27 protein-coding genes are annotated in these 26421 nt (G+C 73.7%); 15 read left to right on the top strand and 12 right to left on the bottom strand.

Annotation, left to right across the window (positions count from 1 at the left end; translation table 11 throughout):
* Positions 1-26: 26 nt before the first annotated feature.
* Positions 27-1259 (bottom strand): ABC transporter substrate-binding protein, encoded by a 1233-nt coding sequence (locus ACGGZK_RS19015; RefSeq protein WP_395244191.1) that lies wholly within the window; start codon positions 1257-1259, stop codon positions 27-29.
* Positions 1260-1436: 177 nt separating this feature from the next.
* Between ACGGZK_RS19015 and ACGGZK_RS19010 the strand changes: the two genes are divergently transcribed.
* Positions 1437-2417: a hydroxyacid dehydrogenase gene (locus tag ACGGZK_RS19010; RefSeq protein ID WP_395244190.1), complete on the top strand. Its 981-nt coding sequence runs from the start codon at positions 1437-1439 to the stop codon at positions 2415-2417.
* A 15-nt stretch (positions 2418-2432) separates the two neighbouring features.
* On the opposite strand, the gene ACGGZK_RS19005 is transcribed toward ACGGZK_RS19010, so the two are convergent.
* The gene (locus ACGGZK_RS19005; RefSeq protein ID WP_395244189.1) at positions 2433-3698 is read right to left on the bottom strand and encodes an alpha-L-fucosidase; all 1266 of its coding nucleotides are present in this window, start codon (positions 3696-3698) and stop codon (positions 2433-2435) included.
* Positions 3699-4228: 530 nt separating this feature from the next.
* The gene (locus ACGGZK_RS19000; protein ID WP_395244188.1) at positions 4229-5290 is read right to left on the bottom strand and encodes a LacI family DNA-binding transcriptional regulator; all 1062 of its coding nucleotides are present in this window, start codon (positions 5288-5290) and stop codon (positions 4229-4231) included.
* A gap of 173 nt (positions 5291-5463) precedes the next feature.
* Here ACGGZK_RS19000 and ACGGZK_RS18995 point away from each other — a divergent pair, with 173 nt between their 5' ends.
* The 6 genes from ACGGZK_RS18995 to ACGGZK_RS18970 all read left to right on the top strand — a co-directional run bounded on the left by ACGGZK_RS18995 (position 5464) and on the right by ACGGZK_RS18970 (position 13691).
* Entirely contained in the window at positions 5464-7596 is a 2133-nt protein-coding gene (locus tag ACGGZK_RS18995) for a beta-galactosidase (RefSeq protein ID WP_395244187.1), read from the top strand.
* A gap of 46 nt (positions 7597-7642) precedes the next feature.
* The gene (locus tag ACGGZK_RS18990; protein ID WP_395244186.1) at positions 7643-8992 is read left to right on the top strand and encodes an ABC transporter substrate-binding protein; all 1350 of its coding nucleotides are present in this window, start codon (positions 7643-7645) and stop codon (positions 8990-8992) included.
* A gap of 101 nt (positions 8993-9093) precedes the next feature.
* Positions 9094-10029, top strand: coding sequence for a carbohydrate ABC transporter permease (locus tag ACGGZK_RS18985; protein WP_395244185.1), 936 nt, complete (start codon positions 9094-9096; stop codon positions 10027-10029).
* Positions 10026-10985 (top strand): carbohydrate ABC transporter permease, encoded by a 960-nt coding sequence (locus ACGGZK_RS18980; protein ID WP_395244184.1) that lies wholly within the window; start codon positions 10026-10028, stop codon positions 10983-10985. Before ACGGZK_RS18985 ends, ACGGZK_RS18980 begins: the two co-directional genes overlap by 4 nt.
* Complete coding sequence (locus ACGGZK_RS18975) at positions 10982-13012, top strand: beta-galactosidase (protein WP_395244183.1); 2031 nt, start codon at positions 10982-10984, stop codon at positions 13010-13012. The genes ACGGZK_RS18980 and ACGGZK_RS18975 overlap by 4 nt, the downstream gene beginning before the upstream one ends.
* 28 nt (positions 13013-13040) lie before the next feature.
* Positions 13041-13691, top strand: a complete 651-nt coding sequence (locus ACGGZK_RS18970) for an NAD(P)-dependent oxidoreductase (RefSeq protein WP_395244182.1) — start codon at positions 13041-13043, stop codon at positions 13689-13691.
* Positions 13692-13754: 63 nt separating this feature from the next.
* Here the strand turns inward: ACGGZK_RS18970 and ACGGZK_RS18965 are convergent, their stop codons facing one another.
* The 8 genes from ACGGZK_RS18965 to ACGGZK_RS18930 form a co-directional block, all read right to left on the bottom strand.
* Positions 13755-14162: a hypothetical protein gene (locus ACGGZK_RS18965; RefSeq protein ID WP_395244181.1), complete on the bottom strand. Its 408-nt coding sequence runs from the start codon at positions 14160-14162 to the stop codon at positions 13755-13757.
* A 19-nt stretch (positions 14163-14181) separates the two neighbouring features.
* On the bottom strand, positions 14182-15117 hold the full coding sequence (locus ACGGZK_RS18960) for an alpha/beta fold hydrolase (protein ID WP_395244180.1): 936 nt from the start codon (positions 15115-15117) through the stop codon (positions 14182-14184).
* Positions 15114-15932 (bottom strand): SDR family oxidoreductase, encoded by an 819-nt coding sequence (locus ACGGZK_RS18955; protein ID WP_395244179.1) that lies wholly within the window; start codon positions 15930-15932, stop codon positions 15114-15116. The genes ACGGZK_RS18960 and ACGGZK_RS18955 overlap by 4 nt, the downstream gene beginning before the upstream one ends.
* A gap of 11 nt (positions 15933-15943) precedes the next feature.
* Entirely contained in the window at positions 15944-16714 is a 771-nt protein-coding gene (locus ACGGZK_RS18950; RefSeq protein WP_395244178.1) for an SDR family oxidoreductase, read from the bottom strand.
* A 107-nt stretch (positions 16715-16821) separates the two neighbouring features.
* Entirely contained in the window at positions 16822-17220 is a 399-nt protein-coding gene (locus ACGGZK_RS18945; RefSeq protein WP_395244177.1) for a hypothetical protein, read from the bottom strand.
* Complete coding sequence (locus ACGGZK_RS18940; protein ID WP_395244176.1) at positions 17210-18088, bottom strand: RNA polymerase sigma-70 factor; 879 nt, start codon at positions 18086-18088, stop codon at positions 17210-17212. The genes ACGGZK_RS18945 and ACGGZK_RS18940 overlap by 11 nt, the downstream gene beginning before the upstream one ends.
* A gap of 204 nt (positions 18089-18292) precedes the next feature.
* Positions 18293-19039: an alpha/beta fold hydrolase gene (locus ACGGZK_RS18935; RefSeq protein ID WP_395244175.1), complete on the bottom strand. Its 747-nt coding sequence runs from the start codon at positions 19037-19039 to the stop codon at positions 18293-18295.
* A 95-nt stretch (positions 19040-19134) separates the two neighbouring features.
* Positions 19135-19587 (bottom strand): nitroreductase family deazaflavin-dependent oxidoreductase, encoded by a 453-nt coding sequence (locus ACGGZK_RS18930; RefSeq protein WP_395244174.1) that lies wholly within the window; start codon positions 19585-19587, stop codon positions 19135-19137.
* 118 nt (positions 19588-19705) lie between these two features.
* On the opposite strand from ACGGZK_RS18930, the gene ACGGZK_RS18925 reads away from it, so the two are divergent.
* The 7 genes from ACGGZK_RS18925 (at position 19706) to ACGGZK_RS18895 (ending at position 24606) form a co-directional block, all read left to right on the top strand.
* Entirely contained in the window at positions 19706-20188 is a 483-nt protein-coding gene (locus ACGGZK_RS18925) for an SRPBCC domain-containing protein (protein WP_395244173.1), read from the top strand.
* Positions 20185-20529, top strand: coding sequence for an ArsR/SmtB family transcription factor (locus ACGGZK_RS18920; RefSeq protein WP_395244172.1), 345 nt, complete (start codon positions 20185-20187; stop codon positions 20527-20529). The genes ACGGZK_RS18925 and ACGGZK_RS18920 overlap by 4 nt, the downstream gene beginning before the upstream one ends.
* Positions 20530-20538: 9 nt before the next feature.
* Positions 20539-21498 (top strand): nucleoside hydrolase, encoded by a 960-nt coding sequence (locus tag ACGGZK_RS18915; protein WP_395244171.1) that lies wholly within the window; start codon positions 20539-20541, stop codon positions 21496-21498.
* Positions 21499-21645: 147 nt separating this feature from the next.
* Positions 21646-21897: a BatC protein gene (locus ACGGZK_RS18910; protein WP_395244170.1), complete on the top strand. Its 252-nt coding sequence runs from the start codon at positions 21646-21648 to the stop codon at positions 21895-21897.
* Positions 21897-23135, top strand: coding sequence for a cupin domain-containing protein (locus ACGGZK_RS18905; RefSeq protein WP_395244169.1), 1239 nt, complete (start codon positions 21897-21899; stop codon positions 23133-23135). Before ACGGZK_RS18910 ends, ACGGZK_RS18905 begins: the two co-directional genes overlap by 1 nt.
* Complete coding sequence (locus tag ACGGZK_RS18900; RefSeq protein WP_395244168.1) at positions 23132-24022, top strand: sucrase ferredoxin; 891 nt, start codon at positions 23132-23134, stop codon at positions 24020-24022. Before ACGGZK_RS18905 ends, ACGGZK_RS18900 begins: the two co-directional genes overlap by 4 nt.
* A 74-nt stretch (positions 24023-24096) precedes the next feature.
* Positions 24097-24606 (top strand): cupin domain-containing protein, encoded by a 510-nt coding sequence (locus tag ACGGZK_RS18895; protein WP_395244167.1) that lies wholly within the window; start codon positions 24097-24099, stop codon positions 24604-24606.
* Between the two features lie 29 nt (positions 24607-24635).
* On the opposite strand, the gene solA is transcribed toward ACGGZK_RS18895, so the two are convergent.
* Entirely contained in the window at positions 24636-25856 is a 1221-nt protein-coding gene (solA, locus tag ACGGZK_RS18890) for an N-methyl-L-tryptophan oxidase (RefSeq protein ID WP_395244166.1), read from the bottom strand.
* Between the two features lie 81 nt (positions 25857-25937).
* On the opposite strand from solA, the gene ACGGZK_RS18885 reads away from it, so the two are divergent.
* Positions 25938-26393: a hypothetical protein gene (locus ACGGZK_RS18885; RefSeq protein WP_395244165.1), complete on the top strand. Its 456-nt coding sequence runs from the start codon at positions 25938-25940 to the stop codon at positions 26391-26393.
* Positions 26394-26421 lie beyond the last annotated feature (28 nt).

The following is a 26421-nucleotide window of genomic DNA, read 5'->3' as shown; positions in this document are numbered from 1 at the left end:
CCGCGCCCGGGGTCTGGTCGGGCCGGTCAGCCCGCGTTCGCGGCGAACCAGGCGTCCATCGCGGCGAGGACGTCGGCCGGAGAGGTGCCGCCCAGCAAGGCCTGGGCCTGGGCGTTCAGTTCGGTCGAGTAGCCGCTGGGCAGGGTGCGCTCGCCGTAGCCCTGGCCCGTCGGGGTGTAGTCCTCGGCGGAGGTGCCGGCGACGATCTCGGCGAGCTGCTCGCCGAGGGGCGTCGTCTCGTACTCGTATCCGTCGCGGAAGTTGCCGTCGACCTCGAGCTGGGCGATCACCGCGTCCTCGTCGGTGACGAGGAACTCGACGAGCTTCGCCGCCGCGTCCTGGTGCTCCGAGGCCTGCAGGATCATGTACGGGCTCGCGATGTTCGCGCCCATGGCCGGGTGGTCGACGCCTTCGACGGCGGGGCCGCGGAACACGCCGATCTCCGGGGCATCCGGGGTCTTCGCCTCGGTGCCGGCGAACCAGCTGCCCATCGGGTAGAGCGCGGCGTTGCCGGCGAGGAAGTTCTGCTCGGCGTCGGCGTACTTCACGCCGAGCGCGTCGGCGTTGAAGTACCCGGAGGCCACCCAGTCGGCGTAGCGGTCGACCGAGTCGCCGTAGGTGTCGCTGAAGGTCAGGTCGCCCGAGCTCATCTCGCCGTACCAGTCGGGGTGCTCGGCGATGATCGACGGCAGCCCGAGGGTCTGCAGCGAGTGGCTCGTCATCCAGTCGCCGCCGGTCTGGATCGGCGTCCACCCGGCGTCCTTCAGCTTCGCGAGGTCGGCGTCGAGCTCCTCGATCGTGGTCGGCGGTTCCTCGATGCCGGCGTCGGCGAACGCCTGCACGTTGTAGAACCAGAGGCTCTGGAGCTGGAAGCCGATACCGGCCATGTAGATCTCGCCGTCGATCGAGTACTGGTCGGCGAGGGGGCCGTTGGCGGCCCAGTCGTAGCCGGAGAGGTCGACGAGCTCGGGCGCGAGCTCGACCGACGGCGGCATCGACTGCACGATGTCGGGCGCGTCGCCGGCGGCGAGCAGGCGCGGCACGGCCGCAGCGACGCCCTCGGCGCCGGGGTTCTGGATGACGACGTCGATCTCGGGGTTGGCCTCCTCGAAGGGGGCGACGAGGTCGTTCCAGAACTCCTCGGTCAGGTTGGGGGTGACGTTGACGAGCAGGCTGACCTCGGTGGTGCCGTCGTCGTCGGCCGCGCCGCCGCCCGCGCAGGCGGTCATGGCGAGGGTGGCGGCCGCGACGGCGCTCATCGCGGCAATGGTGCGTCTCTTGATCATCATCGATCCTCTCGTGTGCACGACTCTGTGGTGGGGCCAGTGACAACGTACACTAATCGATAATCGCTTGTCACTAATCTCGAAGTCCTCGACCAGCCTCTCCCGGCGACCGCGACGACGCAATCGCCGGCCCACCGATCGGAGTGCCCCATGGCCCACGAACGACCCCGCGCCGCGCTGCTCATGGCGGACGACACCCGCGAGCTGCTGTTCGACGCCGCCCGGCTCGAGCGGCTGCGTGCCCTCGTCGACGTGGGGGAGGCGGATGCCTCGGTCGAGGTGCTCCTCACCTCGTGGGGAGCGCCCCGGCTCACCGCCGAACGCCTCGCGCGGATGCCCCGCCTGCACGCCGTGTTCCACTGCGCCGGCTCGGTGCGCGGCCTGGTCAGCGACGACCTCTGGCGCCGCGGGGTGCTCGTCACCACCGCGGCCGACGCCAACGCCGTGCCCGTCGCCGAGTTCACGGTCGCCGCGATCGTGCTCGCGAACAAGGGCGCGCTCCGCGCGTTCCGCGACCCGCGGGCGGCCTTCGCCGACTGGTCGCCGACCGCGCACGCGCCCGACCTGCGGGTCGGCAACCTCGGCCGCCGCATCGGCGTCGTCGGCTTCTCGCGCGTCGGCCGGCGCGTCGTCGACCTGCTCCGCGGGCTCGACGACATGGACGTGCTCGTCGCCGACCCGGTCGCCGACGCCGACGAGGTCGCCGCGGCGGGCGCCCGGCTCGTGCCCCTCGTCGACCTGCTGCCCGCCGTCGACGTCCTCTCCCTGCACGCGCCCGAGCTTCCCGCCACCCGGCGGATGATCGGCGCCCGTGAGCTCGCCGCCCTCCGCGACGGCGCCACGATCGTGAACACCGCCCGCGGCGCACTCGTCGACCACGACGCCCTCCTCGCCGAGTGCCGGGCCGGCCGCCTCGACGCCGTGCTCGACGTGACCGACCCCGAGCCGCTGCCGGCCGACTCGGGACTGTACGACCTGCCCAACGTGGTGATCACGCCGCACCTCGCGGGATCGGTCGGCACCGAGGCACGGCGCCTCGCCGACGCCGCGCTCGACGACCTCGAGACCTGGCTCGCGGGCGGCGTGCCGCACCGCCGGGTCGTGGCCGACGACCTCGGACTCAGCGCCTGACGGCGCGGCACGGCCTCAGGCGGCCGGCAGCGGCACGACGATCGCCTCGCGCCCTGCGAGCACGTCGTCGCCCACCCGCACGGATGCCCCGGGCCCGTCGACGACCACCACGACGTGCTCGGGCGTGGCCCACGCGCGCCACCACGCGGCATCCGTCTCGACGCCGTCGGCGGCGACCGGCCCCCGCCCGGCGGTATGCGGCTTCACCGCGGTGAGCCAGCCCGCCGCGCCCTCGAGCGTGCGACGCTGCACCGCGGGGATCTCGCCGGCCGCGGTCGGGCCGACGTTCAGCAGCAGCCGGCCGCCGCGGGAGACGACGTCGGCGTAGAGGCGGGCGAGCTCGCGCGGCGAGAGCGTCAGCGACGCGTCCTCGACCCGGTTGAAGCCGAACGAGAAGCCGAGGCCGCGGCAGTGCTCCCAGCCCGGCTCCGCCTCGTTGCCCGTGTGCGCGTCGTACTCGCTCGTGCGGTAGTCCCAGACGTCGGCGCCCCAGCGGTCGTTCACGATGCCGTCGGGCACGGCCTCCCGGTACCGCGCGATGAGCGCGTCGAGCGAGCCGAGCCCGGGTGCCTTGCCCGCGTCGGGCCAGTCGATGTCGTTCCACAGCACGTCGGGCCGGTAGCGCTCGACGAGGTCGGCGACCTGGCGGGCGGCGTAGGCGTGGTAGGCCGCGTCCTTCGGGCGGAACCGCTCGAGGTCGGCGGTCGAGCGGTGCGGCGGGAAGTCGGTCACGGCCCAGTCGAGGCCGCCCGAGTAGTAGACGCCGAAGCGCAGGCCCTCGGCGCGCACGGCGTCGGCGAGCGGTCCGATCAGGTCGCGGGCGGGGCCTCGTGCGACGGTCGTGCGATCGCCGGCGCCGGGGGCGTCCCAGAGGGCGACGCCGTCGTGGTGCTTCGTGGTCGGCACGACGTAGTCGGCACCGACGGCGGCGAACAGGCGCGCCCAGTCGGCGGGGTCGTAGGCCTCGGCGCGCCAGGCGTCGAGGAACGCCTCGTAGGGTGCGCCGCCGTACTCGCGGACGTGATGGTCGGCGGCGGGGGAGCCGGGGATGCGGATCGTGTTCGCGTACCACTCGGCGTACGCGTTGTGCGCGAACCACTCGTCGTCGGGCACCGCGCCGAGGGCGCCGCTCGGCTCCGCCCAGGCGGGCACCGAGTACGTGCCCCAGTGCACGAAGATGCCGAGCGTCGCGTCGGTCGCCCATGCCGGGAGCGGCCGGCCGGTCGCGCCGACGGGCTTCCAGGGGGAGTGGGCGGCGCGGGCTTCGGGGGTGCGGGACATCGGCGTCCTTCCTGCGGGCGGAATACGTTTTCCTAATCATCCTATGTTCGCGGGCCGAATGCGCCAAGCAGGCGGCTGAGGCCTGCCGAATCGCTTGAGACATCCGATGTTCCCCGCTGCTCGGCGCGCCCACCCGGCACCGCGGAACGTCGAGTGTCCAGTTCGCGCGAGGAGGAGGCGCTCCGACCCGCAGGAACCGGACACTCGTCGGATGCCGACGGCGGGAGACGCGGCGGGCGGATGCATCGGGCGCGCAGGATGCTTCGGGCGCGGCGGATACCGCGGGCGCGGCGCACGCCGTGGCCGCGGCGCCGCGCGGCGGCGGTGGAGCGCACGAGTGTCCAGTTCGTGTCGGTCTGTGGTGCTCCCACCCGCAGGAACTGGACACTCGTCGGATGCCGACGGCAGGGCGCGGGGCGCGGGTGCGCCCCGGGCACCGCGGGGACGGGGCGGCCGGCGGGCTGATGCCTCGTCGGCGGATGCCCCGTGGACGGGATACGTCGCAGGCGGCGCGGCCGCACGGGCTGCCGTCAGGCGGGGGCCGGCCCCGAGGAGGCGCGCGCGACGACGTGCGGCGCCGGGATGGCATGCGCCGACGGCACGGCATGCGCGGCGTGCTGCGGCTCGCGCTGGGCCGGCCGCGAGGAGCCCTCGATCAGGCCGATGAGCTCGAGCACCGAGGCCCGGCCCTGCGCTTCGAACTCGAGATGCAGGCTCGTCAGCGGCGGGTCGTAGTACGCGGCGTCGGCGACGTCGTCGATGCCGACCACGCTGGCGTCCTCGGGGATGCGCAGCCCGCGTTCCTTCAGGGCGAGCATGACGCCGAGCGCCGTCTGGTCGTTCGCCGCGACGTAGGCGGTCGCGTCGGGCAGCGCGGGCAGCGCCATGATCGCCTGGTACCCCGACCGAGCCGACCAGTCGCCCGACAGGACGCCGCGCGAGACCAGGCCCTGCTCACGCACGGCGTGCTCGTAGGCACGCACGCGCAGCCGCGCCGCCGGCCACTCGACGGGGCCTGCGATGTGCACGAGCCGGCGGTGGCCGAGGTCGGCCAGGTGGGCGACGAGGTCGCGCAGGTGCACGGCGGCGGGGTCGGTGCGGCCGCCGTCGGCGTCGGACGACACGGCGATGAGCGCCGGCACCCGGAAGTTCGTCTCCTCGAACGCGCGGGTCATGGCGTCGGTGGAGGACAGGGCGAGCACGCCGGCGAGGTCGTGCTGGGTGATGAGCTCGAGCGACTCCTCGATGGAGCGCGCGTCGTCGACGTCGAGGGAGACGAGGTCGAGCACGTACCCGGCCTCGCGCGCGGCGGCGCTCGCGCCCTGCGCGATGCGGCTCGGGCCGACGTGCGAGACCTCGTGCGTGAGCGCGCCGATGCGGTGCGACCGCCCCGACTTGAGGCTGCGGGCCGTGAGGTTCGGCCGGTAGCCGAGCTCGTCGAGGGCGCGCTCGACGCGTTCGCGCGTCTCGGGGCGGATGCCCTCGAACCCCTTCAGGAACCGGCTGACGGTCTGGTGCGAGACGCCGGCGGCCTGCGCGACGTCGTAGATCGTGGCCGGCCGGCGCGTGGCGGCGGCACCGCTGGGTTCCATGCGCGGCTCCTTTCCGGCGATGGCCGCGCTCTCACGTTAGCGGCCCCGTCATGCGATGGGAATTTCCTCTTGACAGACGCAATGTTATCGACAACATTCTATTTCGGCGGGGATGTTTCCGAAAACATCGGCCGCTGAGCCCAGGACGAACGACAACGGAGTACGTACCCGAGATGAATGACTCGCGACCCAGCCAGCCCATCAGCGGCATCCTCTTCGGCGCCGCCTACTACGCCGAGTACCACCGCGACGAGCGCACCGAGGCCGACCTCGACCTCATGCAGCAGGCCGGGTTCACGGTCATCCGCGTCGGCGAATCGGTGTGGTCGACGTGGGAGCCGCGCGACGGCGAGTTCGACCTCGAGTGGCTCCAGCCCGTGCTCGACGGCGCGCACGCCCGGGGCATCAAGGTCATCCTCGGCACGCCCACCTACGCGGTGCCGCCGTGGCTGCAGACCGCCTACCCCGAGATCGCCGCCGAGCCGCGCACCGGCCAGCCGATGCCGTGGGGCGCCCGCCAGGAGGTCGACTACTCGCACCCCGCCTTCCGGTTCCACGCGGAGCGGGTCGTCCGCGCCGTCGTCGGCCGCTATGCCGACCACCCCGCCGTGATCGGCTTCCAGGTCGACAACGAGCCCGGCATGCTGCTCTTCCACAACCGCGGCAGCTTCCAGCGGTTCGTGCGCCGGCTCAAGGCGCAGTACGGCGACGTCGACACCCTCAACCGCGAGTGGGGCCTCACCTACTGGTCGCACCGCCTCAGCGACTGGTCCGAGCTGTGGACGCCCGACGGCAACTCGCTGCCGCAGTACGACCTCGCGTGGCGCCGCTACCAGGCCGACCTCACCACCGAGTTCATCGCCTGGCAGGCCGACCTCGTGCGCGAGTACGCCTCGCCCGAGCAGTTCGTGACCACCTGCATCGCGTACCCGCGCCCCGCGCTCGCCGACGAGCAGCTCGTCGAGGCCCTCGACATCACCGCGGGCAACCCGTACTACGCCATGCAGGACCACCTCGACGCGACCCGCGAGCTCGAGCCGATGACCCCGTGGACCAGCTCCGGCGTCGCCGGCCTCCTCCGCCAGGCCGACCGGCTGTACTCGTCGAAGCAGTCGCGCTTCCTCGTCACCGAGACCGACGCGCAGTCCATCGGCGGCTCCGACCTGAACCTGCCGCCCTACCCCGGGCAGCTCGCGCAGGCCGCGTTCGCGTTCGTCTCCCGCGGCGCGGCGATGATCGAGTACTGGCACTGGCACACGCTGCCCTACGGCACCGAGACCTACTGGGGCGGGGTCATCCCGCACAGCCTCCGCCCGGGCCGCGTCTACGAGGAGGTCGCCGAGATCGGCGCCGCGTTCGCCGCCGTCGGCGACGCGCTCGACGGGTACGAGCCCGACGGCGACGTCGCGATCCTCTGGTCGAACGACAGCCGCTTCGCGTTCGAGTTCTTCCCGCCGCTCGCGACCGCAGACGGGCAGCCCGACCGGCAGTCGTACCAGCAGATCGTCGACGCCTACCACCGCGGCGTGGTCGAGGCGGGCGCCCAGTCGCGCATCCTCCACGTCTCGCAGGCGCAGGCGATCGGCGCCGCCGAGCTCGCGCGGCGGTTCCCCGTGCTCGTCGCCCCGGCGCTGTACGTGGCATCCGACGCCGACCTCGACCTGCTGCGCGACTACGCCGCCGCCGGCGGCCACCTCGTCGTCGGCATCCGCACCGGCTACGGCGACGAGGAGGCCCGCGCCCGCGTCGAGGTCGCGCCCGCGCGCCTCAGCGAGGCCGCCGGCGTGCGGTACGACGAGTACTCCAACGTGCGCGGCGACGTGCCGGTGACGGCGGATGCCCCGCTCGAGGCATCCCGAGCCGTCGGCGACCGCACCGCCCGCCGCTGGATCGACGGCCTCATCGTCGACGACGCCGACCGCGTCGAGGTGCTCGCGACCTACGACCACCCGCGCTTCGGCGACTTCCCGGCGGCGACCACGGCCGCGCACGGCGACGGGCGCGTGACCGTCGTCGGCACCGTGCCGTCGCCGGCGCTCGCCGCCGACCTCGTGCGCTGGGCCGTGCCCGAGCCCGTCGCCGACGCCCTCGCACCCGACCGCGACCTGCCCGTCACCGTCGCCTCGGGCACGCTGCCCGACGGCCGCCGCGCGTGGTTCGCCTTCAACTGGGGGTGGGCGGAGCAGCGCCTGGCACTCGCCGCCCCCGTCACCGACCTCGTCACGGGCGAACCGCTCGAGGCCGGCACAAACGTCTCCCTCCCGGCGTGGTCGACGCGCACCTTCGTCGACGCCGCAGGGGAGTGAGCACCAAGAGGATCATCCGATCCCCCAACCACAGGAAGAAGTCATCATGAAGAAGGCACGGAGAACAGCACTGGCGCTGGCGTGCGGCGCCGTCTCGGTCGGCATCCTGCTGACCGGATGCACCCCGAACGCCGGCGGCGGCACCGCCTCGGGGCCGGTGAGCCAGGAGGACATCGACAAGGCGATGGAGACGCCCACCGAGCTCACCTTCTGGACCTGGGTGCCCGACATCGACCAGGAGGTCGCGCTCTTCGAGGAGAAGTACCCCGCGATCAAGGTCAAGGTCGAGAACGTCGGCCAGGGCCTGGCGCACTACCAGAAGCTCCGCAGCGCGCTCGAGGCGGGCGAGGGCGCCCCCGACGTCGCCCAGATCGAGTACCAGTACATCCCGTCGTTCGTGCTCTCCGAGTCGCTGCTCGACCTCACCCCGTACGGCGCCGACGACCTCTCGGGCGACTACGTCGACTGGGCGTGGAACCAGGTCTCGCCCGGCGACGAGGTGTGGTCGATCCCGCAGGACGTCGGCCCCATGGGCAACCTCTACCGCGAGGACCTGCTCACCCAGGCCGGCATCACGGAGCCGCCCGCCACGTGGGACGACTACGCGACCGCCGCGAAGGCCGTGAAGGACACGACCGGCTCGTACATCTCGAACCTCGGCGCCACCCAGGCCGGCCAGATGATCGGGTTCTTCTGGCAGGCGGGCGTCAAGCCCTTCGGCTACGACGGGAAGGAGACCGTCAAGATCGACGTCAACAGCGACGACGCCAAGCAGGTCGCCGACTACTGGACCGGCCTCATCCAGCAGGACCTCATCTCCACCGACGTCGACTTCAACGACCAGTGGTACCAGGGCCTCGCGAACGGCAAGTACGCCGGCTGGCTGACCGCGGCGTGGGGTCCGGTGTTCCTCCAGGGCACCGCCGAGAACACGTCGGGCCTCTGGCGCGCCGCGCCGCTCCCGCAGTGGAGCGAGGGCGAGGAGGTCTCGGGCAACTGGGGCGGGTCGTCCGACGCGGTGCTCGCGACCAGCAAGAACCCGATCGCGGCGTACATGCTGGCGCAGTTCATCAACCACGACGAGGAGTCGGCGATGCAGCTGGCGACGCAGCAGTTCCTGTTCCCGCCGCAGCTGTCGGTGCTGAACGACCCGGCGTTCGTCGACCAGGAGTCGGAGTTCTACGGCGGCCAGCAGGTGAACAAGCTGTTCGCCGAGATCTCGGACACCGTCGACACCGACTTCCAGTGGCTGCCGTTCATGGACTACGTGTACTCCTCCTACGAGGAGACGATGGGCAAGGTGATCGCCGACAAGGGCGACATCTCCGCCGCCCTCGACACGTGGCAGGACCAGCTCGTGAAGTACGCGGAGGACCAGGGCTTCACCGTCGAGTGACCCCCTCCGAGTGAACCCCGGGGCGTCCGCCGGCCGACGGCGGGCGGACGCCCCACCCCCGAACCACCAGGGCACGACCTCACCACAGCGAAGGAGACGCAGTGTCGCACTCCACCCTCGCGCCGCCCCGGCGACGCCCCAATCCGTCCACCAGGCGCCAGCATCGCGCGGCGTACCTGTTCATCCTCCCGTTCTTCGTCGTCTTCGTCGCGATGCTCGTGGTGCCGCTCGGCTACTCGGCGTACCTCAGCCTGTTCGAGTCGAAGCTCATCGGCGGCGTCCAGTTCAACGGGCTGGGCAACTACGTGCGCGCGTTCCTCGATCCTGCGTTCTGGGAGGGGCTGGGACGCGTCGCGGCCTTCCTGGTGATCCAGGTGCCGATCATGCTCGGCCTCGCGCTCTTCTTCGCGCTGGCGCTCGACAGCGGGCGCGCCCGCGGGTCGCGGAGCATCCGCCTGCTGATCTTCATGCCGTACGCGGTGCCCGCCGTGATCGCGACGCTCATGTGGGGTTACCTGTACGGTCCCGACTTCGGGCCGATCGCGCAGATCGCCCGGGCCGTCGGCCTCGGCACGCCCGACTTCCTGTCGGCCGGCAACATCCTCGGCTCGATGATGAATATCGTCACGTGGGAGTTCATCGGCTACAACATGATCATCATGTACGCCGCCCTGCGGTCCATCCCGACCGAGTTGTACGAGGCGGCCGAGCTCGACGGCGCCGGCCAGTTCCGGGTGGCGTGGAGCGTGAAGATCCCGGCGATCCGGCCGGCGATCATGCTGACGGTGATCTTCTCCATCATCGGCTCGTTCCAGCTCTTCAACGAGCCGAGCCTGCTGAACGCGATCGCCCCCGACGCGATCACGAACTCGTTCACGCCCAACTACTACGCGTACAACCTCGCGTTCGTGAACCAGGAGCTGAACTACGCGGCGTCGATCGCGTTCCTGCTCGGCCTGGTGATCGCGATCGTGTCGTACGTCGTGCAGCTCGGCACGCAGCGCCGCGAGCGCCTCGAACGGAAGGGGCAGCGATGACCAGCGCACCCATCAACACCGGGGCGATGACGTCGCCCGAGACCCGTGCCGCCGTGGTGCCGGGGGCGTCCCGGCCGCGCCCCGGCCGGAAGTTCCGCCCCTACTCCGCCGAGAAGCGCCGCAGCGTCCTGCTCACCGTGCTGCTCTGGCTCTGCGTGCTCTACTTCGTGCTGCCCCTGTGGTGGCTGTTCGTCTCGTCGACGAAGGACAACGCCGACCTGTTCTCGACGTTCGGGCTCTGGTTCGGCAACAGCCTCCAGCTCTGGGACAACATCGTCGAGGTGTTCACGCTCCGCGACGGCATCTTCGGCCGGTGGATGCTGAACACCGTGTTCTACGCGGTGGTGGCGGCCTTCGGCGCGACGCTGCTGTCGGCGATGGCGGGGTACGCGTTCGCGAAGTACGACTTCCCGGGCAAGAAGGCGCTGTTCAGCGTCACGCTCGGCGCGGTCATGATCCCGCTGACGGCGCTCGCGCTGCCGACGTACCTGCTGTTCTCGGCGGCGAACCTGACGGACACGCCGTGGGCGATCATCATCCCGTCGCTGGTCACGCCGTTCGGCGTGTACCTGATGCGGGTGTACGCCGCCGACGCGATCCCCGACAGCCTCATCGAGGCGGGCCGCGTCGACGGGGCGGGGGAGTTCCGCATCTTCTGGCAGGTGGGCCTGCGCCTGCTCGGGCCGGGCCTGGTGACGGTGTTCCTGTTCACCCTGGTCGGCACGTGGAACAACTACTTCCTGCCGCTCATCATGCTGAACACGTCCGACCTGTACCCGATCACCGTCGGCCTCGCGCAGATCCAGTCGGCCGCGTCGGCGGGCGGCGGCTCGCAGGCGGTGTTCTCGACGGTGATCACCGGGTCGTTCGTGTCGATCCTGCCGCTCGTGATCGCGTTCCTGTTCCTGCAGCGGTACTGGCAGTCTGGCCTCGGAACCGGAGGGGTGAAGGAATGACGATCCGATACGGCGGGGACTACAACCCCGAGCAGTGGCCCCGCGAGGTGTGGGACGAGGACGTCACGCTCATGCAGCGCGGCGGCGTGAACCTCGCGACGGTCGCGGTGTTCTCCTGGGCGCGGCTCGAGCCGCGGCCGGGGGAGTACGACTTCGGCTGGCTCGACGACGTGCTCGACACGCTGCACGCCGGGGGCATCCGCGTCGACCTCGCGACCGCGACCGCGTCGCCGCCGCCGTGGCTCGCGAAGCTGCACCCCGAGACACTGCCGGTCACCGAGGACGGCGTGCGGCTCGCGGTCGGCAGCCGGCAGCAGTACTGCCCGAGCTCGCCGGTGTACCGCGAGCACGCGAAGCGCCTGGTCGAGCGCATGGTCGAGCGGTACGCGGGGCATCCGGCGCTCGAGCTGTGGCACGTCAACAACGAGTACGGATGCCACGTCTCGCGCTGCTACTGCGAGGTGTCGGCGGCGGCGTTCCGGGGATGGCTCGAGGCGCGGTACGGCACCGTCGAGGAGCTGAACCGGGCGTGGGGCACCGCGTTCTGGTCGCAGCGGTACGACGCGTTCGACGAGGTCTCGCCGCCGAGCGCGGCCCCGTCGTTCCGCAACCCGACGCAGCTGCTCGACTTCGACCGCTTCTCGAGCGACGAGCTGCTCGCCTGCTACGACGCCGAGGTCGAGGTGATCCGCGCCGGCAGCGACGTGCCGATCACGACGAACTTCATGGGATTCTTCAAGCCGGTCGACTACTGGAAGTGGGCGCCGCACGTCGACGTCGTCTCCGACGACACGTATCCCGACCCCGCCGACCCGCTATCGACGCCGTACGCGGCGATGGTGCGCGACCTCATGCGATCGCTCGGCGGCGGCGCGCCGTGGCTGCTCATGGAGCAGTCGCCGAGCGCGGTGAACTGGCGGGAGCGGAACGCGGCGAAGGCGCCCGGGCAGATGCGGGCGTGGTCGTACCAGTCGGTCGCGCGCGGCGCCGACGGCATCCTCTTCTTCCAGTGGCGGCAGTCGGCCGCCGGCTCCGAGAAGTTCCACTCGGGCATGGTGCCGCACGGCGGCACCGACACCCGGGTGTGGCGCGAGATCGAGCAGCTCGGCGGCGAGCTCGCCCGGCTGTCGGGCGAGGGCGTCGGCCTCGAGGGCTCCCGCGTGCCGTCGAGCGTCGCGATCGCGCTCGACTGGGACAGCTGGTGGGCGATCGAGCAGCCCGCGTCGCCGACGAGCGTGGCCTACCTCGAGGTGCTGTTCGCGTGGCACCACGCGCTCACCTCGCTCGGCCTGGCGGTCGACTTCGTGCGGGCCGACGGCGACCTGTCGGCGTACCGCGCGGTCGTCGCGCCCGCGCACTTCGTCGCGTCCGATGCGCAGGTTGCGAACCTCGCCGCGTACGCGGAGGGCGGCGGCACGCTGGTCGTCGGCTTCGGCACCGCCATCGTCGACGAGCACCTGCACGTGCGGCTCGGCGGGTACCTCGGCGAGCCGCTGCGGCGGACGCTCGGCGTGTGGGTCGAGGAGTTCGACCCGCCCGCCGCGCCCGACCTGCGGGCGACCGGGGGCGGCGAGGCGCCGGCCGTCGGCCTCGACGGCGACGTGGTCGGCGGTTCCGCCTCGGGCGGCACCTGGGCCGAGGTCGTGCGCGTCGAGGACGCGGAGGTGCTCGCCACGTTCACCGGGGGCGCGCTCGCCGGGGCGCCGGCGATCACGCGGCGTGCGACCGGCCGGGGCGGAGCCTCGGGCGGCGGATGGTACGTCGCCACGCTGCCCGAGCCGGACGCGCTGCGCCGGCTGGCCGCCGCGATCGTCGACGCCGCCGGCATCGAGCTGCCGGAGCCCATCGCCGACGGCGACGCCGTCGAGGTCGTGCGCCGCGGCGGGTTCGTGTTCGCGATCAACCACGGCGCGGGGCCGGTCTCGCTGCGTCTCGCGGGCGCCGACCTGCTCACCGGGTCGGAGGCCGACGGGCTCGAGCTCGCCCCGCAGGGGGTGGCCGTGGTGGCGGTGGAGACGACCGACTAGCCTCGGTCGAGGGGGAAGGGAGCCGGCCATGGCGCGCATCGTGATCCTCGGCGGACACGGCAGGGTCGCGCTGTTGCTCGAGCGGCTGCTCGCCGGGCGCGGCGACGAGGTCGACGCCGTCATCCGCAACCCCGATCACGCCGACGAGGTGGCCGCCACCGGCGCCCGGCCCGTGGTCGCCGACCTCGAGGCGTACGACGTCGCCCGCCTCGCCGACCTGCTCGCCGGGCACGATGCCGTCGTCTGGTCGGCCGGCGCCGGCGGCGGGAACCCGGCCCGCACGTTCGCCGTCGACCGCGACGCCGCCCTCCGCTCGATGGAGGCGGCGCGGGTCGCCGGGGTGCGCCGGTACGTGATGGTGTCGTACTTCGGGGCGTCGCTCGAGCACGACGTGCCCGCCGACCACCCGTTCTTCGCGTACGCCGAGGCGAAGGCCGCCGCCGACGCGCACCTGCGCGCGAGCGACCTCGACTGGACGGTGCTCGCCCCGAGCACGCTCGGCGGCGGGCCCGGCACGGGCCGCATCGACGTCGAGGCGACCGAGAGCGGCACGGTCGACCGGGCGGATGTCGCGGCCGTCGTCGCGGCCACGCTCGACGACGACCGGACCATCGGGCGCACCATCCGCTTCAACGCCGGCGACGTGCCGATCGCGGACGCGCTCGGCACCGCTGGTTGAGCCTGTCGAAACCCCGGTGGTTGAGCCCGTCGAAACCGGAGGCGCTGCGCGTCGGCCGCCTGCTCAGTCCCAGAGCCGGACGCTCACGACCTCGGGCGACCCGCCGTCGACGCTGACGATGCAGCGCGCGTCGGCGTGATGCGTCCCGCCGTCCTCCGCGGTGAACGTCACCGTGCCCTGCAGCTTGACGTCCCCGTCGCCGCGCTCGGTCGCGGTGAAGGAGCGCGACGCGTCGGCGTCGGCGCCGCCGCGCAGGGCCACGTGCTCCTCGATCGCAGACCGGCAGGCGTCCTCGGCCGAGTCGACCGGTGCGGCGGCGCCCGCGGCGCGCGCGGCGGCCATCACCGCGAGGACGATGCCCACGACGACCACCGCGGCGAGCGCGATCCAGACCCACGTCGGCACCCGGGCGAACCGTCCGCGGGTCGTCGCGGCCGCGGTGCCCCCGGAACTGCCCGGTCCCGCCGTCATGCGCCGAATGGTAGTCCGATCAGGCCGCGGCGGCAGCGGTCGCGAGCCGCTCGACCTCCTCGACGGCGGCGGCGAACGCCTCGGGCGCTTCGCGCGGCAGCTCGTGCCCGGCGTCGGGCACCTGGCGGTGCACCCGCGGGCCGGTGAAGTGCGCGGCCTGCGCCGCCCCGTCGGTCGCGGGGAAGTTGCCGTCGGCGAGCCCGTCGAGCGTGACCGCGGGCACCGGGATCGGCGGCAGCGCCGCGAGCGCGCCCTCCGCACGCAGGTACGCGGGCGCGCCGTCGACGTGGTTCAGCCGATGCCGGTACGAGTGCAGCACCACGTCGACCCAGTCGGGGTTGTCGAACGCGGCCACCGCCCGGTCGAGGTCGGCCGCGTCGAACGGCAGGGTCGGCGCGTTCCGCCGGCGGATGACCTCGGCGATCCCGCGCCGGTCGGCCTCGAGGCCGGCCCGCCCGCGCTCGGTGAGGAAGTAGAAGAAGTACCAGAGCCCCGCCTCGGTGGCGGGCGGCAGCGGATGCATCGAGCCGCGGATGTCCTGGATGAGGTAGCCGTTCACCGACACCAGGCCCGTCACCCGCTCCGGGTGCAGCGCGGCGGCCACGCAGGCGGCCCGGCCGCCCCAGTCGTACCCGGCCAGCACCGCCCGCTCGAGGCCGAGCGCGTCGAGCAGGTCGATCACGTCCTGCCCGAGGGCCGCCTGCTGGCCCGAGCGCGGGGTGGCGCGGTCGCGGAACCGGGTCGGTCCGTGCCCGCGCAGGTACGGCACGACCACGCGGTGCCCGGTGGCGGCGAGCTGCGGGGCGACGTCGACGTAGCTGTGCACGTCGTACGGGAACCCGTGCAGGAGCAGCACCGGCGCGCCGTCGGGCGGCCCGAGCTCGACGACGCCCACGTCGAGCACGCCCGCCGCGACCTGGCGCACCGGCCCCAGCACGGGCAGCGGCCCGCTCATCGCGCGGCCCCCTCGGGCAACGCACCTTCGGGTACCGCCGCCGACTCGCCGGCGGCGGCGAGGTCGCCCCCGTCCGCCAGCCAGTCGGCGAACCGGGTGCGCGCGAGCGTGGCATCCGGGCCGGGCAGCAGCTCGTCCTCGTCGAGCCGCGTGCCGAAGTACTCGGCGAGCGGATCGGCGACGACCTCGCGCGGGTCCTGCCGGATCCGCAGGCCGCGCTGCACGAGCTCGGCGAGCCGGAATCGCTCGGGGCCTGCGAACTCCACGACGCCGCCGACCGGCGCGCCGAGCGCGACGCCCGCGGTCGCCGCGGCGACGTCGTCGGCCGCCATCGGCTGGATGAACGCGTTCGACAGGCGCACCTGGTGCCGCACGGATGCCGCGTCGGCGATGCTCTGCACGAACTCGAAGAACTGCGTCGCGTGCACGATCGAGTACGGCCGGCCGGACGTTCGGATGAGCTGCTCCTGCACCGCCTTCGCGGCGAAGTACCCGCCCTCGGTGCGGGCGAGCCGCTCGGTGCCCACCACCGAGAGCGCGACGTGATGGCGGACGCCGGCGGCCTCCCCGTAGGTGAGCAGGTTCAGCGTCGAGGCATAGAAGAACTCGTTCGCCGCGCGCTCGTCGAGGTATCCCGAGTTCGAGACGTCGATGAGCGCCTCGGCGCCGGCGAGGGCCTCCGCGAGGCCCTCGCCGGTGTACGAGTCGACGCCGGTCGCGCGCGACGCCGCGACGGCGTCGTGCCCCTCGCCCGCGAGGCGGGCGACGATGCGGGTGCCGATGAGGCCCGTCCCGCCGATGACCGCGACGCGCATGGCCGCGGTCCCTACTTCACCGCGGCCGGGGCGGCGGCCTGCGCGGACTGCCACTCGGCGTACGTCGTCGTCGCGAGTTGCGCGTCGGGACCGCCGGCGAGCTCGTCGCCGCGCAGCACCGTGCCGAAGTACGGCGCCTCCGGATCGGAGACGACCTCGCGGGTGTCGCCCGCGGCCTCGAGGCCGCGGCGGATGAGCTCGTCCATCGGGATCCGCTCCGGACCGGCGACCTCGATCACGGCGTTCGCCGGGTCGTGCGCGGCGGCGCGGGCGACGGCGGTCGAGACATCCGCCGCCGCGATGGGCTGCATGATGCCCGTCGAGACGCGCGCGACGCCGTCGGGGCCGGTGGTGGAATCGGCGATCCGCAGCACGAACTCGTAGAACTGGGTGGCGCGCACGATCGTGAACGGCACGCCCGACTCGGTGATGAGCCGCTCCTGCGCGACCTTCGCCCGCAGGTAGCCGCTGTCAGGCAGGAGGTCGTCGCCGACGATCGAGAGTGCCACGTGGTGGCCCACGCCCGCGGCCCGCTCGGCCTGGATCAGGTTCGTGGTCGACGTGGTGAAGAACGCGAGCACGTCGTCGTCGGCGAACGACGGCGAGTTCGACACGTCGACCACGACGTCGGCGCCCGCCAGCGCCTCGGCGACGCCCTCGCCGGTGATGGTGTTCACGCCCGAGTTCGGGGAGGCGGCGACCGCCTCGTGGCCGTGCTCCTCGAGGAGCGACACGACCTTCGAGCCGATGAGCCCGGTTCCCCCGATGACGACGATCTTCATGGCTGGTGCCTTCCGTCAGGGCTGCGGTGATTCCGCTGCCGTCAGAAGCTCCGACCGGGTAGCCGCCGCGCCTGTGACGTCGGCGACCGGATCGGGAGGGGATCAGATCAGTGCGCCTCGGGCCGACGACGGTTCCAGCCGGCGAGCTTCGTGGCCGAGGCGCACAGCCAGAGCTCCTGCACCTCGTCGGCGGCCGCGCCGCCGTCGCCGCGCTCACCGTCGCCGAGGTCGATCGACAGCACCGCGAGCACCGCCCCGGTGCGACCGCGCAGCGCCAGTCCGGCGCCGCCGTTCACCCGCACCGGCTCGAGCGAGGCATCCGGATGCCCCCCGAGCCGTGCGAGGAGCTCGCGGGTCACCGCCGCGCGACCGCGCCACTCGCCGCCCGACGCGTCGCCGGTGTCGATCGCGAGCCGCACCCGCGGGTCGAGCAGGCCCGCGAGGGCGAGGTCGTCGCGCCCGTCGAGCGCGCGGCGGAGTCGGGCGGCGACGTCCTCACGCGGCACGGGCCGACGCGGCGCCGAGCTTGCCGGGGTTCATCATCCAGAGCACCTGGTCGATCCCATCGGTCGAGGCGACGACGGTGAGCACCGCGAACACCGTCCCCTCCTTGGCGAGCAGCACCGACGGCTGCCCGTTCGAGTCGGCCTCGATGACCTCGACGCCCGCCCAGAAGTGCGTGTGGAACGCGCGCACGAACTTCGCGACCGTGACCCGGCCGTGCACCGGGAACTTCGAGGCGCGCACCTTCCCGCCGCCGTCGGAGTACGACACGACGTCCTCGGCGAAGAGGCGTTCGAGGGCCGCGAGGTCGCCCGTCTGCGCCGCGCTCACGAACGCCGTGAGGAGCCGTCGCTGCTCGGCCTGCGAGACCTCGCGGCGGCGCTCGCCGGCGAGGTGCTTGCGGGCGCGGCTGACGAGCTGGCGGGCCGACGCCTCCGAGACCCCGATGATGTCGCAGATCTGCGGGTAGTCGTAGGCGAACGCCTCCCGCAGCACGTACGCCGCGCGTTCGGTGGGCGTCAGCTTCTCGAGCATGACGAGCACCGCGAAGCCGAGCGCTTCGGCGCGTTCGGCGCCGAGCGTGGGGTCGGCGCTCGTGTCGACCGGTTCGGGCAGCCACGGCCCGATGTAGGTCTCGCGGCGCACACGCGCGGACTGCAGCGCGTTGATCGCGAGCCGCGTCGTCGCGGTCGCGAGGAACGCGGCCGGCTCCTCGACGACCGTGCGGTCGGTGCCCTGCCAGCGCAGCCACGCCTCCTGCACGAGGTCCTCCGCCTCCGACGCGCTGCCGAGCATGCGGTAGGCGATGCCGAAGAGGCGGGGGCGCACGGCGGTGAAGACCGCGAGCGCCTCGTCGAGGTTCGCATCCATCTGGGGTCCCGTTCGATCGGCGGACGGGGCGCCGACCGCCCCTCACCTGCTGAGACCGGATGCTACGCCCGGGTGTGACGTCATGGGCGGGAAAGTTCCGGATGCCTCGGGCGGATGCCTCGGTCGACGGATGCCTCGGTCGGCGGATGCCTCGGGCGCGCGAGCCTGGGGAGCGGCGGTCGCACGCCCGAGGGGCTTCGACAGCTAGGCGGCGGCGCGCTCCGCGGAGATCGCGCGGACCGCGTCGAGGATGACGGCGGCGACCTCGTCGGGGCGCGAGACGGCGACGGCGTGCGACGCCCCGGCGACCTCGTGCGCGCCGCGCGCGTCGGCGCGCTCGGCCCCGGCGCGGGCGACGGCCGCGGGGATGTTGCGGTCCTCGGCGCCCCAGACGTGCCACGACGGACGGGTCCGCCAGCCGGGCTCCGCCGCGTCGAGGGCCTCGCGCAGCGCGGCCTCGGTGACCGGCCGCTGCGTCGCGCCCATGAGGCCCGCCGTCTTCAGGTCGACGTCGGCGCAGAACTGGTCGTGGAACTTCGCGCGCTGGATGACGAGCTCGACCCCGCCCGCGGCGATCGGGTGCGGCTCGAGCGCGTCGCCGAGGGTGGAGCCGGGCTCGCTGACCGAGAGGCCGAAGGCGCTGTCGCCGGTGTCGGGCGTGAACGCGCCGACGAAGACGAGGGCGGCGACGTCGTCGTTCTCCGCCGACGCGGCGGTCACGACCATGCCGCCGTACGAGTGGCCGACGAGCACGACCGGGCCGCCGGCGGCGGCGATCGGCGCGATGGCGTCGCGCACGGCCTGCGCGTCGCCGGCGAGGGTGCGCAGCGGATTGGCCACGGCCGTCGAGGTGATGCCCTCCGCGTAGAGGCGTTCGATGACGCCGTTCCAACTGGCGGACTCGGCGAATGCGCCGTGGACGAGCACGACGTGCGGCTGCTGGTTCGACATTTCCTGTTCCCTTCCCGAACGATGCCCCCGACGGTCGCGGAGGCGGTGTCGGTAGCTCAGACCGGGCGGGTGCGGGAACTGTGACGGGAGTGGCGCTACCCCGCGGCGGGGAGGAGTTCGAAGACCGGGTGGCGGCCGGCCTCGGCGACGAACGACTCGACGGGGTCGCCGCGGTGCGCGGTGAAGTAGGGGAGCACGATCGGGGCGACCTCGACGTAGCGGCGCAGCACCGGCCCGGCCTCGTCCGGGGTCGCGGCGCGCAGCGCGTACCGTCGCTCGTGGCGGCCTCGGGTCAGCGTGATCTCGGGATGGTCGCGCACGTTCCGCACCCAGGCGACCTCCCCGTAGGGGGCGACGAGCCAGTGTCTGCCGCCGACCTCGATCGGCGTGACGGGAGTCCTCCGGGGTTCGCCGCTGCGCCGCCCGCGGGTCGTGAGGATGGCGGAGCTCGGCACGAGTCCGGCCCGCGCGAACGCGAGCATCATGCGGTTCACGGTGCGGCGGAGCGGGCCGTGCCGGTACGTCTTCGGTGCGTGCTCGTCGCCCATGCCGCCGACGATACTCCGCGAACGAGTTGCAACCAATGGGTTGCGCGGTTCAACCTCTCATGCAACCATGGGGTTGCTGCAACCGATCGGTTGCGACATCCGACCGAAAGGACCCATCATGGAGAGCATGACCGTCAACGAGCCGTCCGTCGTCGATGACGCGGCGTTCATCGTCCGGCGCACCATCCGCATCGCCGCACCCGTCGCGCAGGTGTGGCGCGCCGTCACCGAGCCCGAGCACATCTCCCGGTGGTTCGGGCGTACCGAGCTCGACGGCACCGGCGCCGGCGCGACCGGCACGATGACCTTCGAGAGCCGCGGATCGATCCCGATCCGCGTCGAGGCGATCGACCCGCAGCGCTCGGTGACCTACCGCTGGGGCAACGACGACGCCACCGGCACCGTGCCCGACGAGGTCGACGAGGAGACCTCGACGGTCTTCACCTTCACCCTCGAGCCGCTCGACGGGGGCACGCAGCTCACCGTCGTCGAGACCGGCTTCGACCGCACCTCCGACCCGGCCTTCAACCTCGAGTCGCACGGCCGCGGCTGGACCTCCGAGCTCGACAAGCTCGTCGCCCTGCTCGAGGGCGACGCATGACGTCGGGAACGCTGGTCCCGGTGTTCGCCGCGCTCGGGGACGAGACCCGGTGGAGCATCCTCGCGGCCCTCGGCGAGGGCGACGCCTCCGCGTCCGCCCTCGCCGGGCGCCTCCCGGTCACCCGCCAGGCGATCGCGAAGCACCTCGCCGTGCTCCAGGAGGTCGGGCTCGTCGAGTCCGTCCGCGTCGGCCGCGAGGTGCGGTTCCGCGTGGTCGGGTCGCAGCTCAGCGACACCGCGCGCCGGCTCGACGCCATCGGCGCCGAGTGGGACCGCCGCCTCGCCGCGATCAAGGCGATCGCCGAGGGGCTCGCCGCCGACGAGGGTGCGCCCGCGACATAGGGTGGGCGGATGGCCGCCCCCACGCCCGTCCCCGTCTTCCTCGACTGCGATCCCGGCATCGACGACGCGATCGCCCTCGCCTACCTCATCGCCCACCCGGGCCTGCGCCTCGTCGGCATCGGCACCGTGTCGGGCAACACGTCCGCCGAGGAGGCGGCCCGCAACACGCTGGGCCTGCTCGCCGCGGCGGGCATCGACGACGTGCCGGTCGCGGTCGGCGCGCACGACTTCCTCGCCCGTCCCTTCGATGGCGTCGCCGCGCGCGTGCACGGCGGCGACGGGGTCGGCGGCGTCGCCGGCTCGCTGCCCGAGCCGCTCCGACCCGCCGAGCCGGGCGTCACGGCGGCCGAGCTGCTCGTGCGGCTCGGTCGCGAGCACGAGGGCGAGCTGCGCGTGCTCGCGATCGGCCCGCTGACGAACCTCGCACTGGCGCTGCGGGCGGATGCCTCGCTCGCCCGCCGCGTGTACTCGCTGACCGTGATGGGCGGCGCGGTCGACGCCCCCGGCAACGTGTCGCTCGTCGCCGAGGCGAACTTCCGCAACGACCCGGTCGCGGCCGCCGAGGTGCTCACCGCCGACTGGGCCGTGACGCTCGTGCCGCTCGACGTGACGATGTCGCACACGTTCGACGAGGACCACCGGCGCCGACTGCTCGACGCCGGCGGCGCCCTGCCGCGCCTCCTCGGCGAGATGCTCGACACCTACCTCGGCTTCTACGCCGATCACTACGGCGACCGTCGATGCGCGCTGCACGACCCGCTCGCCGCCGCGATCGTCGGCGGCGACGTGCCGAACCCCGTGTGGCGGCACGGCGTCTTCGACGTCGTCAGCGACGACGGTCCCGACCACGGCCGGGTGGTCGAGCTCGAGGACGACGGCACGGCGCTGCGCACGGGCGCGGTGATGGCGACGGATGACCCGGTCGCCGACGTGCTCCTCGAGCGCATCCTCGCCCGCCGCTGGGCGTGACGCCGCCGGCTGCGGCTGCGGCTGCGGCTGCGGCGTAGCACCGGGTCGCATCCCGTCAACCCGTCGCCGAGCGGGCGCCCGCTGGCTACGCTGGCCCCGACGACGTGCCGCGGCACCGGGTCGCGGCGGACGGAGAAGGGGGACCACATGTCCATCTCGGACGACGACATCACCAACGAGCCGGGCGAGGGCGGCGAGGGCGTCGCCGACGGCGGCGCCAACCCGGGCGGGCACGACGGCGGTGCCGACGGCTCCGCGGGTGCCGGCGAGGGCACGGCCGACGGCGGCGCGAACCCCGACGGGCACGACGGCGGTGCCGACGGCTCGGCGGGCGAGGGCACGGCCGACGGCGGCGCCAACCCCAGTGGGCACGACGGCGGCGCCGACGGTTCCGCGTAGTGACGCACGACGACCGCGGGCCGGGCTCGCTCCGGCCCGCGCTCGCGCGCTGCATCAGCGTGCCGCCCGAGCGGTTCGCCGAGGAGTTCTGGGGGCGCGAGGCGCTGCTCTCCCGGGCGGATGAGCTCGAGCGCGGGTTCGACGACCTGTTCTCGGCCGACGCGGTCGACGAGCTGGTCGCCCGTCGCGGCGTCCGAACCCCGTTCATCCGGATGGCCCGCGACGGCGACGTGCTCGCCACGGGCGCCTACACCGGGTCGGGCGGCTTCGGCGCCGAGGTCGCCGACCAGGTCGACTCCGAGAAGGTGCTCGAGCGCTTCGCGGGCGGGGCGACGATCGTGCTGCAGGGACTGCACCGGCTCTGGCCGCCGATCATCGATTTCACCCGGCAGCTCGACGACGACCTCGGCCACCCGGTGCAGGTGAACGCGTACGTCACCCCGCCGCAGTCGCAGGGCTTCGACGCGCACTACGACACCCACGACGTGTTCGTGCTGCAGGTCGCGGGCGAGAAGCACTGGCGCATCCACCGCCCGGTGCACGCCGACCCGCTCGCGTCGCAGCCGTGGAGCGCGCATCGCGCGGCCGTCGCCCGTGCCGCGCTGGAGGACCCGGCGATCGACGCCGTGCTCCGCCCCGGCGATGCGCTGTACCTGCCGCGCGGCTGGATCCACTCGGCGACCGCGGGCGACGCGACCTCGGTGCACCTGACCGTCGGCATGTCGGCGTACACGCACGCCGACGTCGTGCAGGCGCTCGTCGCCCGCGTCGGCGACAGCCCGCGGCTGCGCGCCGCACTGCCGCTCGGCGTCGACTTCGCCGACGCCGACGCGTTCGCGCCGATCGTGCAGGAGACGGTCGCGGCGCTCGTCGAGCTGCTCGAGCACGCGGATGCCTCGGCCACGGGCACCTCGCTGGCGCGCCGCTTCGCCGGCGCCGTGCGGGCCGAGCCGCTCGCGCCGCTCGCCACGATCGACGCCCTCGCGCGGCTGGATGCCTCGAGCACCGTGCGCTGGCGCGGGTCGCTCCGGGCCCGCATCGAGCAGGACGGCGACCGGGTGCGGATCGTGTCGGCGACGAAGTCGCTGTCCCTGCCGGTCGAGGCCGAGCCCGCGATCCGGCGCCTCGCCGAGGGCGCGGAGATCGCCGTGGGCGACCTGCCGGGCCTCGACGCCGAGAGCGCGGTCGTCGTCGCCCGGCGGCTCGTGCGCGAGGGCATCGCGGTGGCGTCGGCGTGACCCTCGCCGCCGAGCAGTGGGCGCCGTGCAGCGACCGGGCGCGCGAGCGCTCCGATCCGCTCGCCGGCACGGCGCCCCGGGGCATCCGCTGGTTCCTCCTCGAGGTCGCGACCAGCTGGGGGCCGAACGCGCTGCTCGACGCGCCCTTCGACCGCGACCTCGGCCGGCGCCTCGTGCGCCGTGTCGAGGCCGCCGACCTGCGGATCCTCGCGATCCGGCGGCCCGGGCGGCGCACGCCGCCCGCCGTGCAGCGGTGGGCGATCGTCGACTCGCGACCGGGCCGCGAGGCGATCGCCTGGGGCGAGGCGGCGGATGCCTCGGAGCTGCTCGACGTCCCGCTCGACGGATCGGCCGGCACGCCGTCGACCGACCCGATCTACGCGGTCTGCGCGCACGGCCGGCACGACCGCTGCTGCGCCGTGCGCGGACGACGGGTCGCGACCGCGCTCGCCGAGGCGCGGCCCGAGCAGACGTGGGAGTGCTCGCACCTCGGCGGCGACCGGTTCGCCGGCACGATGGCGGTGTTCCCGCACGGGCTCTACTACGGCTACGCCGACGACGGCGATCCCGTGCGCATCGCCGAGGCGTTCGAGCGCGGGCGGGTCGTGACCGACCGGCTGCGAGGTCGCAGCTCGCTCTCGCATCCGGTGCAGGCGGCGCAGCACTACGCGCGGCAGGCGCTGCGCGACGACCGCATCGACGCGTTCCCGCCGCTCGGCGAGGAGGAGGTCGACGGCGGCTGGCGGGTGCGCCTCGCGTTCGGCGCCGAGGCGGAGGTGGTGGTCGACCTCGTCGACGAGGCATCCGCCCCGCTGCTGTCGACGTGCGCGGCGAACCGGCTGGTGCGGGTGCGCCAGTACGGCCTGCGGTGGCTCTCCGTCGCGTAGCGCGCGGCGCAGCGACCGGCCGAGGGTCGTCGCAAGGGGTGGCCGCGCCGGCGCGGGCGTCGTAGCGTCGGCCCATGAGCGACGATCAGCACACCGAGTCCGATGCCACCGCCCCGGTCGACAACGGCCCCCAGCCGAACGTGTTCGACCTGGAGACCGCGACGAAGCAGAACGACGCGTACCGCACGGTGGCGTGGAGCGGTCGCTACCTGCAGGTCACCCTGATGTCGATCCCGGTCGGCGAGTCCATCGGCCTCGAGGCGCACCCCGAGAACGACCAGTTCCTGCGTCTCGACGCGGGGCGCGGGCGGGTGCGGATGGGGCCGACGAAGGACGAGGTCACCCTCCAGCGGGAGGTGTCCGACGGCTGGAGCATCCAGGTGCCCGCCGGCACCTGGCACGACGTCGAGAACATCGGCGACGAGCCCATGCGCCTCTACGCGATCTACGCCCCGGTGCACCACGCCGCCGGCATCGTGCAGGCGACTGCCGAAGACGCCGAGCGCGACGAGGAGTCGGGCGTCGACGAGCCGCCGGAGTGGGCCGTCGAGCCCGGCGAGGGCGAGGCCGACCAGCACGCGTAGCGCGGGAGCGGCGTAGCGCGCGCGCCTCGTCAGCCCGTCGCGGGCGCGGTCGCGAACCGCCGCGGGTCGAGGAACGAGGCATCCGTGAACGCCGGCTCGCCCGCGACCGCCTGGGCGACGAGCTCGCCGAGTGCCGAGGCGTGCTTGAACGAGTGACCCGAGCAGCCGCCGCCGACGAACACGCGCGGGTCGGCGGTCGGGCCGACGACGAACTGCCCGTCGGGCGTGTGCGTCATGATGCAGGTCGTCACCCCCGATGGGTCGGGCTCGAGGTCGGGGAACGTGGCCGCGACCAGCTCGGAGATGCCGTCGGTCTCGCCGGGGTGCACCTCGCGGTCGATGGCGTCGGGGTCGTCGGCGTCGAACGGGCCGTCGAACTCGGGCCCGACCTTCGCGTCGAAGCCACCGAACCCGCGGGCGCGGGCGTCGCCGTCGGGCAGTGCGCCGTGCCCCCAGATCCAGGTGTCGTGGCCGGGCACGCTGCGGATGAACACCGGCAGCACGTCGAGGTCGGCCGCGTGGCCCTCGCGGGGCCGGAACCAGGTCATCACGACGCGGTGCGGGGTGAGCGGCACCTCGGGCACGAACCGGCCGATCCAGGGGCCTGCGGTCACGGCGACCCGGCGCACGCGGAAGCTCGGGGCATCCGCTTCGCCCGGGCCCGCGGTGCGGATCGTGACGCCGTCGGCGTCGGGTTCGATCGCGACGACCCGCACGCCGGTGCGCAGGTCGGCGCCGGCGGCGCGGGCCGCGGCGGCGGCGGCGATGATCGCCGCCTCGGGGCGGAGGATGCCCGCCTCCGGGTCCCAGACACCGACGTCGCCCGGCTCGATGCGCGCGTTCGCGGGGGAGCGGCGCGCGATGGCCTCGGCGTCGAGCCGCTCGACGGGCAGGTCGTGCGCCTCGGCGGCGCGCAGGGTGCCCTCGATCAGGTGCGAGTCGGGCGGCCCGACCATGATGCCGCCGGTCTCGAGGAAGAGCGGCTCGCCGCTGGATGCCTCGAGCTCGCGCCACAGGTCGCGGGCGCGTCGCGCGATCGGGGTGAGGCCCGGGTGCTCGAGGCACGCGACCCGGAACAGCCGCGTCTTCCCGGTCGATCCGCCCCAGGCGTGGCCGGGCTCGAACTGCTCGAAGCCGAGCACGTCGAGTCCGCGCGCGGCGAGCCGCCAGGCGGCGCTCGAGCCGACCGCGCCGAGGCCGATCACGGCCACGTCGGCGTCGAAGGAGGTGGAGTCGGGTGCGGTGTCCATCCCACGATTCTCCCGCCGGTCGGCTCGGCGCGGCACCTCGCAGCGACCGGGCGTCCGTGGCCGCCCGCCTACAGTGAGGGGATGGACGCCTGCGCCGCCCTCGCCGACTCGATCGACCGGCTCGCCGAGCGCGGTCACTCGAACCGGCGGTTCCTCAAGGAGCTCGGCCGCGTCGGCGGGGTGCGGCGCGGGCCGTTCTGGCTCACCGACGCGGGCAGCGGCGGCAGCAACCGGCTGCAGGGTCGCGGGTTCGCGCCCGAGTTCGACGATGACACGACGGGGCAGGCGCGACACTTCGCGGGCACCGTCGCGGTGACGGCCCGGATCGGCGGCGGGCTCGCCCGGTGGCTCACCACCACGGTGCTGCGCGACCGGCCCGACACCGCCGACGGGCGGCTCAGCGCCGAGGCGATCGAGTTCGCGCGGCTCATCCGCTCGGGGGAGTTGGCGCAGGCCGACGCCGGGGCCTGGGTCCGCAGCCGTATCTGCGGGTGCGCCGGCGACGGCGTCGAGGAGTCCGACCGCCCCGCGGGCTGAGCGTCCCGGTCGCGCGGTCGCGCCATCG

Source organism: Agromyces sp. MMS24-K17 (genome assembly GCF_043950245.1).
GTDB lineage: Bacteria > Actinomycetota > Actinomycetes > Actinomycetales > Microbacteriaceae > Agromyces.
This window is presented reverse-complemented; position numbering and strand designations above follow the sequence as displayed.

Excerpts from the sequence above, each read along its gene's own strand:
- ACGGZK_RS18940 (WP_395244176.1), bottom strand. The coding sequence starts at position 18,088 with ATGGATGCGAACCTCGACGAGGCGCTCGCGGTCTTCACCGCCGTGCGC.
- ACGGZK_RS19015 (WP_395244191.1), bottom strand. The coding sequence starts at position 1,259 with ATGAGCGCCGTCGCGGCCGCCACCCTCGCCATGACCGCCTGCGCGGGC.
- ACGGZK_RS19010 (WP_395244190.1), top strand. The coding sequence starts at position 1,437 with ATGGCCCACGAACGACCCCGCGCCGCGCTGCTCATGGCGGACGACACC.
- ACGGZK_RS18975 (WP_395244183.1), top strand. The coding sequence starts at position 10,982 with ATGACGATCCGATACGGCGGGGACTACAACCCCGAGCAGTGGCCCCGC.
- ACGGZK_RS18990 (WP_395244186.1), top strand. The coding sequence starts at position 7,643 with ATGAAGAAGGCACGGAGAACAGCACTGGCGCTGGCGTGCGGCGCCGTC.
- ACGGZK_RS19000 (WP_395244188.1), bottom strand. The coding sequence starts at position 5,290 with ATGGAACCCAGCGGTGCCGCCGCCACGCGCCGGCCGGCCACGATCTAC.
- ACGGZK_RS18925 (WP_395244173.1), top strand. The coding sequence starts at position 19,706 with ATGGAGAGCATGACCGTCAACGAGCCGTCCGTCGTCGATGACGCGGCG.
- ACGGZK_RS18910 (WP_395244170.1), top strand. The coding sequence starts at position 21,646 with ATGTCCATCTCGGACGACGACATCACCAACGAGCCGGGCGAGGGCGGC.
- ACGGZK_RS18970 (WP_395244182.1), top strand. The coding sequence starts at position 13,041 with ATGGCGCGCATCGTGATCCTCGGCGGACACGGCAGGGTCGCGCTGTTG.
- ACGGZK_RS18965 (WP_395244181.1), bottom strand. The coding sequence starts at position 14,162 with ATGACGGCGGGACCGGGCAGTTCCGGGGGCACCGCGGCCGCGACGACC.
- ACGGZK_RS18960 (WP_395244180.1), bottom strand. The coding sequence starts at position 15,117 with ATGAGCGGGCCGCTGCCCGTGCTGGGGCCGGTGCGCCAGGTCGCGGCG.
- ACGGZK_RS18980 (WP_395244184.1), top strand. The coding sequence starts at position 10,026 with ATGACCAGCGCACCCATCAACACCGGGGCGATGACGTCGCCCGAGACC.
- solA (WP_395244166.1), bottom strand. The coding sequence starts at position 25,856 with ATGGACACCGCACCCGACTCCACCTCCTTCGACGCCGACGTGGCCGTG.
- ACGGZK_RS19005 (WP_395244189.1), bottom strand. The coding sequence starts at position 3,698 with ATGTCCCGCACCCCCGAAGCCCGCGCCGCCCACTCCCCCTGGAAGCCC.
- ACGGZK_RS18885 (WP_395244165.1), top strand. The coding sequence starts at position 25,938 with ATGGACGCCTGCGCCGCCCTCGCCGACTCGATCGACCGGCTCGCCGAG.
- ACGGZK_RS18920 (WP_395244172.1), top strand. The coding sequence starts at position 20,185 with ATGACGTCGGGAACGCTGGTCCCGGTGTTCGCCGCGCTCGGGGACGAG.
- ACGGZK_RS18995 (WP_395244187.1), top strand. The coding sequence starts at position 5,464 with ATGAATGACTCGCGACCCAGCCAGCCCATCAGCGGCATCCTCTTCGGC.
- ACGGZK_RS18895 (WP_395244167.1), top strand. The coding sequence starts at position 24,097 with ATGAGCGACGATCAGCACACCGAGTCCGATGCCACCGCCCCGGTCGAC.
- ACGGZK_RS18930 (WP_395244174.1), bottom strand. The coding sequence starts at position 19,587 with ATGGGCGACGAGCACGCACCGAAGACGTACCGGCACGGCCCGCTCCGC.
- ACGGZK_RS18950 (WP_395244178.1), bottom strand. The coding sequence starts at position 16,714 with ATGAAGATCGTCGTCATCGGGGGAACCGGGCTCATCGGCTCGAAGGTC.
- ACGGZK_RS18935 (WP_395244175.1), bottom strand. The coding sequence starts at position 19,039 with ATGTCGAACCAGCAGCCGCACGTCGTGCTCGTCCACGGCGCATTCGCC.
- ACGGZK_RS18915 (WP_395244171.1), top strand. The coding sequence starts at position 20,539 with ATGGCCGCCCCCACGCCCGTCCCCGTCTTCCTCGACTGCGATCCCGGC.
- ACGGZK_RS18955 (WP_395244179.1), bottom strand. The coding sequence starts at position 15,932 with ATGCGCGTCGCGGTCATCGGCGGGACGGGCCTCATCGGCACCCGCATC.